Raw genomic sequence first — 5,386 nt, 5'->3', positions numbered from 1 at the left:
CCGCCTGGTCGCGCTCCGCGTGCCACTGGCGCACGTAGAGCTCGAGGTCGACGACCCGCCGCACGTGGTCCTCGTCGGTGGCGAGCGGCCCGGGGCCGAGGCCGTGCGCCGCACGCGTCAGCACCTCCTCCGCCGCGGCGGCCACCACCTGGCGGACCCGGAGCGCGGATCGCGCCCCGTCGATGCCGAGCAGGAGGCCGACGTCGATGGCCGCCGCCGCGTCGACCAGCGCGCACCGGGCGGCGTGGAGCACGCCGTCGACGGCACCGAGGTGCATGAGGGCGAGCTGGTCGGGCTCCCGGCCGCCGGTGGCGGCGGCCAGCATCCGGCGCGCGACGCCGACCGCTCCGCCGTACCAGACCGCGGCGACGCCGAGGCCGCCCCAGGCGAAGCCGGGTCGCTCGAGGTACCAGCCGGCGTCCCCCACCGCACGCGCCGGCACGGCGTCGAGGTCGACCGGGCCGGAGTCGACGTCGGGCAGTCCGCGGGCCACCCAGGTGCCGGCGACGGGGGTGACCCCCGGGTGGTGCAGGTCGACGTCGAAGAGGCGGCGCTCCTCCCCGGCCCACGCGCTGATCAGCGCACGGTCGAGGGACCCGGCCAGGGAGCACCAGTGCTTGCGCCCGGACAGCGTCCACGAGGACCCGTCCCACCGCCCCTGCAGCGGAGTGCCCGGCCCCTCGGCGGCGTACACGCCCCAGGCCCCGGGCGCGACGTCGACCCCGGCCTGGTCGAGGATCGCGAGGGCGTCGAGGTGCGGCTCCAGCACCCGGGCAACGGTCAGGTCCGTGGCGCCCAGCGTCGCCAGCGCCGACCACAGGAACGCCGTCGAGCCCGCCCCCGGCTGCGGCAGCGACGCGCCCACCTCGGACGCCAGCGCGATCGCGGCCCGCACGTCGGCCGCCGCGTCGTCGGCGCGGGCGGCCACGGACTCCAGCGCGGCGCGCTGCTCGTCGGAGTGGTCGGTGAGCACGACCGGGCGAGCCGGCAGTCGGGGGCGTCGTGGCTCGGCGGGCATCTCTCTCCTCGGCTGGTGGTCACGGCGGCTGGTGGACACCGATGATCCTCTCGCGACGCTAGTGATCATGCCGGGGCGAGGGACCCTCCCCACGGGTAGCGCGGGTGCGACCTGGCTCACCGGTCGGATGGTTGGCTGGGGTCATGCCTCCTCGTCTGACCCAGCTGGCTGCCGGCACGGCCGGCCACGTGCTCGCCGCCGGGCTCGGCGGCGTCGCGGCCCTGCGGCGCGGCAAGCCGTTGCACCCGCGCGGGGAGATCAGCCGGGCCGTCCTCGAGGTCACCACCCCGGTCGCGGGGACCGGTCCCTTCGTCGGCTCGGCCGCGACGTACGACGGCCTTGCCCGGCACGCCACCGCCATGGGCCTGCCCTCGCCGTGGCCGGACATCGACGGCCTGGCGCTCCGGCTGCCGGTGGAGGGCAGTGATGCGGACCTGCTGTTCGCCGCGACCGGCACCGGCCGGTGGACCCGGCACGTCCTGGTGCCCCACCGCTCCGGGGCCCCGGTCCCGATGACGACGCTCTTCCCCTTCGAGACCGACGCGGGACGCCTGGTGCTCGGGGTCTTCCCCGACGGCGACCGCTTCGACCTGCGGGTCTCCGTGGGCTCCGGTCCGTGGCGGCCGCTCGGCCGGCTGACGCTCGAGCCCCTCCTCGTCGAGGACCCGCCCGAGCTGCGCTTCGACCCCGTCCGCAACGCACCACCGGGGTTGGGCACCAGTGCCACCCTGGTAGCCCTGCGGGATCCTGCGTACGTCGCCGCCCGGCGCACCTCATGACATCCCGACCCACCCTCCGGAGGAACCCCGTGCGCATCGAGGCCAGCGGACCGCGCCCCGTCGACGACACCTGGGAGCAGTACACCCGCCCCGCGGCGTGGCCCGAGTGGGCGCCGCAGATCCACGCAGTGCGGGGCGTGAGCGGGAGCATCGAGGCCGGCGACCGCGGTGTCGTGCACGGCCCGTTCGCCCTCCGCATCCCCTTCACCATCGTCTCCGTCGACCCGGGCGCGCACCGGTGGACGTGGCGGGTCGGCATCCGGCCGTTCACCGTGGTGCTCGACCACGGGGTCGATCCGGTCGTCGATGACGAGGGACCCGACCCGGCCGGGGGCGGCGCGACCGCCTGGGCGGACGTCCACGCGCCCCGGCTGCTCGTGCGGACCTACGCCCCGCTGGCCCGCACCGCCCTGCGCCGGCTGGTGGGCGCATGAGCGAGCACCCCGGCCCCGAGGCCGTCGAGCGCAACGTGCTCGGCGGTGAGCTCGAGCCGTGCGGCACGGAACCGATGACCGGCTACCACCGCGACGGCTCGTGCGTGGTGGGCCCGCACGACGCGGGACTGCACGCGGTGTGCGCGGTGATGACCGACGAGTTCCTCGCCCACCAGAAGGCCGTCGGCAACGACCTGTCGACGGCGCGCCCCGAGTGGGGATTCCCCGGCCTCGTCCCCGGCGACCGCTGGTGCGTCGTGGCCGCCCGCTGGCTCCAGGCGTACGCCGCCGGCGTGCCCGCGCCCGTCGTCCTCGCGTCCACCTCGGAGCGCGCCCTCGAGGTCGTGGAGATCGAGATCCTGCGCGAGAACTCGGTCGACGTACCGCCGGACCTCAGCGCCTGGGGCTGAGGCGACTCACCGGAGCCCCTTGACGTACGCCGCCTGGCCGAGGTGCTGGAGGCAGTCGCCCTGGATGCTGACCAGCCGCACCCCGGCGGTGACGGGCGGGTCCCAGTGGCGGTCGACGACCCGGTCCAGCTCGTCCTCGTCGACGCGGGCGAGGTAGTCGGACGTCGCCCGCGCGACCTCGCGGTGGTAGCCCGCGAGCAGCGCCGGGTCCTCGATCCGCACCGCGTCGACCTGGGCGCTGGTGTGGCCGTAGCCGATGTCGTCGGTGCCGTTCGGCAGGTCGAAGCGCTCCTGCCACCGCTCCCACACCTGCGGCTCCCCGGAGAGGCCGGCGACGTGGTGGTCCTGGACCCGGGCCAGGTGCCAGAGCAGCCACCCGACCGGGTTGCCGGTGCCGCCGGGGCGATGGTGCAGGGTCTGCTGGTCGAGCCCGTCGGCGAGGTCGGCGTACAGCTCGGTGATGCGCTCGAAGCCGTCGGTGAGCAGGGTGCGGACGTCCATCCCCCGACCGTACGCCGCCCGCCCGACCCCCGGGACCAACGGCGGCCAGCGCGGGGCGGAGGGCCCTGACGCGCCGCTCCCCCGCCCCCAAGGATGGACGCGAGCGCACACCGAAGGAGCAGCCGATGAGCTCGACGCAGCTCACCCGCGCGACACCGGCGGACCGGTCGGGGGCGACCCGCCCCCGCGTCACCCGGGCCCAGGCGATGCTGGCGGCGAGCCTCGTGGTCGCCACCGGCATCGTGACAGCCTCCGCGTACGGATTGCTGGCCACGGATCCCTACCGCTCACTGCCGGCGGCCACCGTCCTCGCCGCCCGCGGCCAGGACCTGGTGAGCCTGGTGGTGGCCGCGCTGCTGGTCGTGGTGGCCCTCCCGGCACGGCTGACGCCGACACGGCTGCTGGCCTGGCTGGGGCTGCTCGCGTACGTCGTCTACAGCTACGCCATCTACCTGACCGGCGTGCCGATGAACCGGGCCTTCCTGGTCTACGTGGTGATCGAGTCGGTGGCCGGCGCCGCCCTGCTGGCCGGGCTGTGGCGGATGGCCGCGATGCGCTGGCCCGCGGTGCCGACCCCGCGGCTGCGTCGCGGGACCGGCACGATGCTCGTGGTCGTCGCCGTGCTCTTCGCCGGCCTGTGGCTGTCCACGCTGCTGCCCTTCGCCCTCGGCGGGAGCCCGCCCGACCCCGAGGGCATCGGCGGGGCGCCGTACCCGGTGTTCGTGCTGGACCTCGTGGTCGTGCTGCCGGCCATCGCCGCGATCGGGGTGCTCCTGCTGCGACGGCACCGGCTCGGACCGCCGCTGGCGGTGGTGGCGCTCATCAAGATCGTGACCTTGTTCGTCGCGCTCTGGGCCGGCCCGGCCTATGCCCTGGCCACCGACGGGCCCGTGCAGCTCGGACCCGACGCCGTTCCGAGCCTGCTGCTGCTGGTCGCGAGCGGCTGGCTGGTCGCCGCCTGGTGGCGCACCCTGGAGGAGGAGACATGAGCACCCTGATGGTCTACGAGTCGATGTGGGGCAACACCCGCGAGGTCGCCGAGGCGGTCGCGGACCGGCTCGGGGACGACGTGACCGTGGTCGAGGTGGCGGACGCGCCCGCGCGACTTCCGGCGGGCCTCGACCTGCTGGTGGTGGGTGGGCCCACGCACGCCTTCTCGATGAGCCGCGCCGGCACGCGGCGCAGCGCGGTGGAGAAGGGGGCGGAGGTCGGACACGTCGAGCGAGGCATCCGGGAGTGGCTGGAGGAGGTGGAGGCCGGCGAACCTGTCGACGTCGCGACCTTCGACACCCGGGTCGGGGGCACGATGCAGCACCTGCCCGGCTCGGCCGCGAAGTCGGCGGGCAGGCAGGTGCGCCACCACCACCTCGGCCGGCTGATCGCCACGGAGAGCTTCTACGTCGACGACACCGAGGGTCCGCTGTCCCCGGGCGAGGTCGACCGCGCGAGGGCCTGGGGCGAGTCGCTCGCCGTCCGCGACTGAAGGGCACCGGAGGGGGGTGGGACTCACCGCGCCGTGTGATGCTCGCCCTTCGACGACGGCTCCTACGCCCGCGCGTCACACCCGGACGCGCCGCCACCGCGGCGAGAACACCCCGGCGCGCACGTAGACCACCGTCGTCACCGCGTTGACGACCACCAGCGTCACCGCGAACATCGCGAGGTTGAGCCCCGGCACGAGGTCGGCCGGCAGCGTGTAGGCCATCACCACCCGGGCGGCCGCGTCGATCAGCGTCCCGGCCGCCCACAGCACGCTCGCCGTGCACCACATGCTGCGGAACCGCGGCTCGCGCTCCCACAGCCCCTCCCACTCCCGGGGCCAGCCGAACCTCCCCTCGGCCATCGGCCGCGCGAACTGGTAGGCCAGCGGCCGGTCGGCCCACCGCAGGCTGGCGAGGAACCACAGCCCGACGCCGGTGGTGATGACCGCGTCCTTGGCGAGCAGGAACCTGGGGTCTCCCGGCACCAGCGCGATCACGAAGCCGGCGAAGAGCAGGACGGTGAAGAACGCCTCCAGCCCGCCCGGGCGGTGGCCCCGCGCGAGCGCGAGCAGCGCCGGGGCCAGCGACAGGACCGCGCCGACGACCAGCGCGGCGTACACGCTCACCCCGAGGTGCCGCATCAGGTAGTAGAGCGCGGTGGACCCGACGATGCCCAGCGCCGGGCGGGCGAGCGTCACGACTCGTCCCGGGTGCGGACCGCGGTGGCGCGGTCGAAGAGGTCGACCAGCTCGGCGGCGTACGC

The 5,386-nt window shown here is 75.4% G+C and carries 8 protein-coding genes; 5 read left to right on the top strand and 3 right to left on the bottom strand.

Translation table 11 applies throughout. The features are described from left to right. The coding region (locus ACXJKL_RS13520) for a hypothetical protein (RefSeq protein ID WP_457207563.1) at nt 1-1,057 on the bottom strand (1,057 nt) is incomplete at its 3' end. A 104-nt stretch (nt 1,058-1,161) separates the two neighbouring features. On the opposite strand from ACXJKL_RS13520, the gene ACXJKL_RS13515 reads away from it, so the two are divergent. From ACXJKL_RS13515 to ACXJKL_RS13505, 3 genes are read left to right on the top strand one after another with little or no spacing between them, the layout of a single operon-like run. Then, nucleotides 1,162-1,797 carry a hypothetical protein gene (locus ACXJKL_RS13515; protein WP_457207562.1) on the top strand — a complete coding sequence of 212 codons (636 nt, stop codon included), beginning with the start codon at nt 1,162-1,164 and terminating at the stop codon, nt 1,795-1,797. A gap of 29 nt (nt 1,798-1,826) precedes the next feature. After that, nucleotides 1,827-2,231, top strand: a complete 405-nt coding sequence (locus ACXJKL_RS13510; RefSeq protein ID WP_457207561.1) for an SRPBCC family protein — start codon at nt 1,827-1,829, stop codon at nt 2,229-2,231. Then, a complete protein-coding gene (locus ACXJKL_RS13505; RefSeq protein ID WP_457207560.1) occupies nt 2,228-2,641 on the top strand; it encodes a DUF2237 family protein in 414 nt (137 codons plus the stop codon). Before ACXJKL_RS13510 ends, ACXJKL_RS13505 begins: the two co-directional genes overlap by 4 nt. A 6-nt stretch (nt 2,642-2,647) precedes the next feature. Here ACXJKL_RS13505 and ACXJKL_RS13500 read toward each other — a convergent pair whose 3' ends face one another. Continuing rightward, on the bottom strand, nt 2,648-3,142 hold the full coding sequence (locus ACXJKL_RS13500; RefSeq protein WP_457207559.1) for a mycothiol transferase: 495 nt from the start codon (nt 3,140-3,142) through the stop codon (nt 2,648-2,650). Nucleotides 3,143-3,267: 125 nt separating this feature from the next. Between ACXJKL_RS13500 and ACXJKL_RS13495 the strand changes: the two genes are divergently transcribed. Together ACXJKL_RS13495 and ACXJKL_RS13490 are read left to right on the top strand one after the other, a co-directional pair. Then, a complete protein-coding gene (locus ACXJKL_RS13495) occupies nt 3,268-4,131 on the top strand; it encodes a hypothetical protein (protein WP_457207558.1) in 864 nt (287 codons plus the stop codon). Beyond that, nucleotides 4,128-4,625 carry a flavodoxin family protein gene (locus ACXJKL_RS13490; RefSeq protein ID WP_457207557.1) on the top strand — a complete coding sequence of 166 codons (498 nt, stop codon included), beginning with the start codon at nt 4,128-4,130 and terminating at the stop codon, nt 4,623-4,625. The genes ACXJKL_RS13495 and ACXJKL_RS13490 overlap by 4 nt, the downstream gene beginning before the upstream one ends. A gap of 75 nt (nt 4,626-4,700) precedes the next feature. On the opposite strand, the gene ACXJKL_RS13485 is transcribed toward ACXJKL_RS13490, so the two are convergent. Then, on the bottom strand, nt 4,701-5,386 hold a 686-nt coding region (locus ACXJKL_RS13485; protein ID WP_457207556.1), incomplete at its 5' end, for a VC0807 family protein.

This window comes from Nocardioides sp. P5_C9_2, from assembly GCF_054049555.1.
This window is presented reverse-complemented; position numbering and strand designations above follow the sequence as displayed.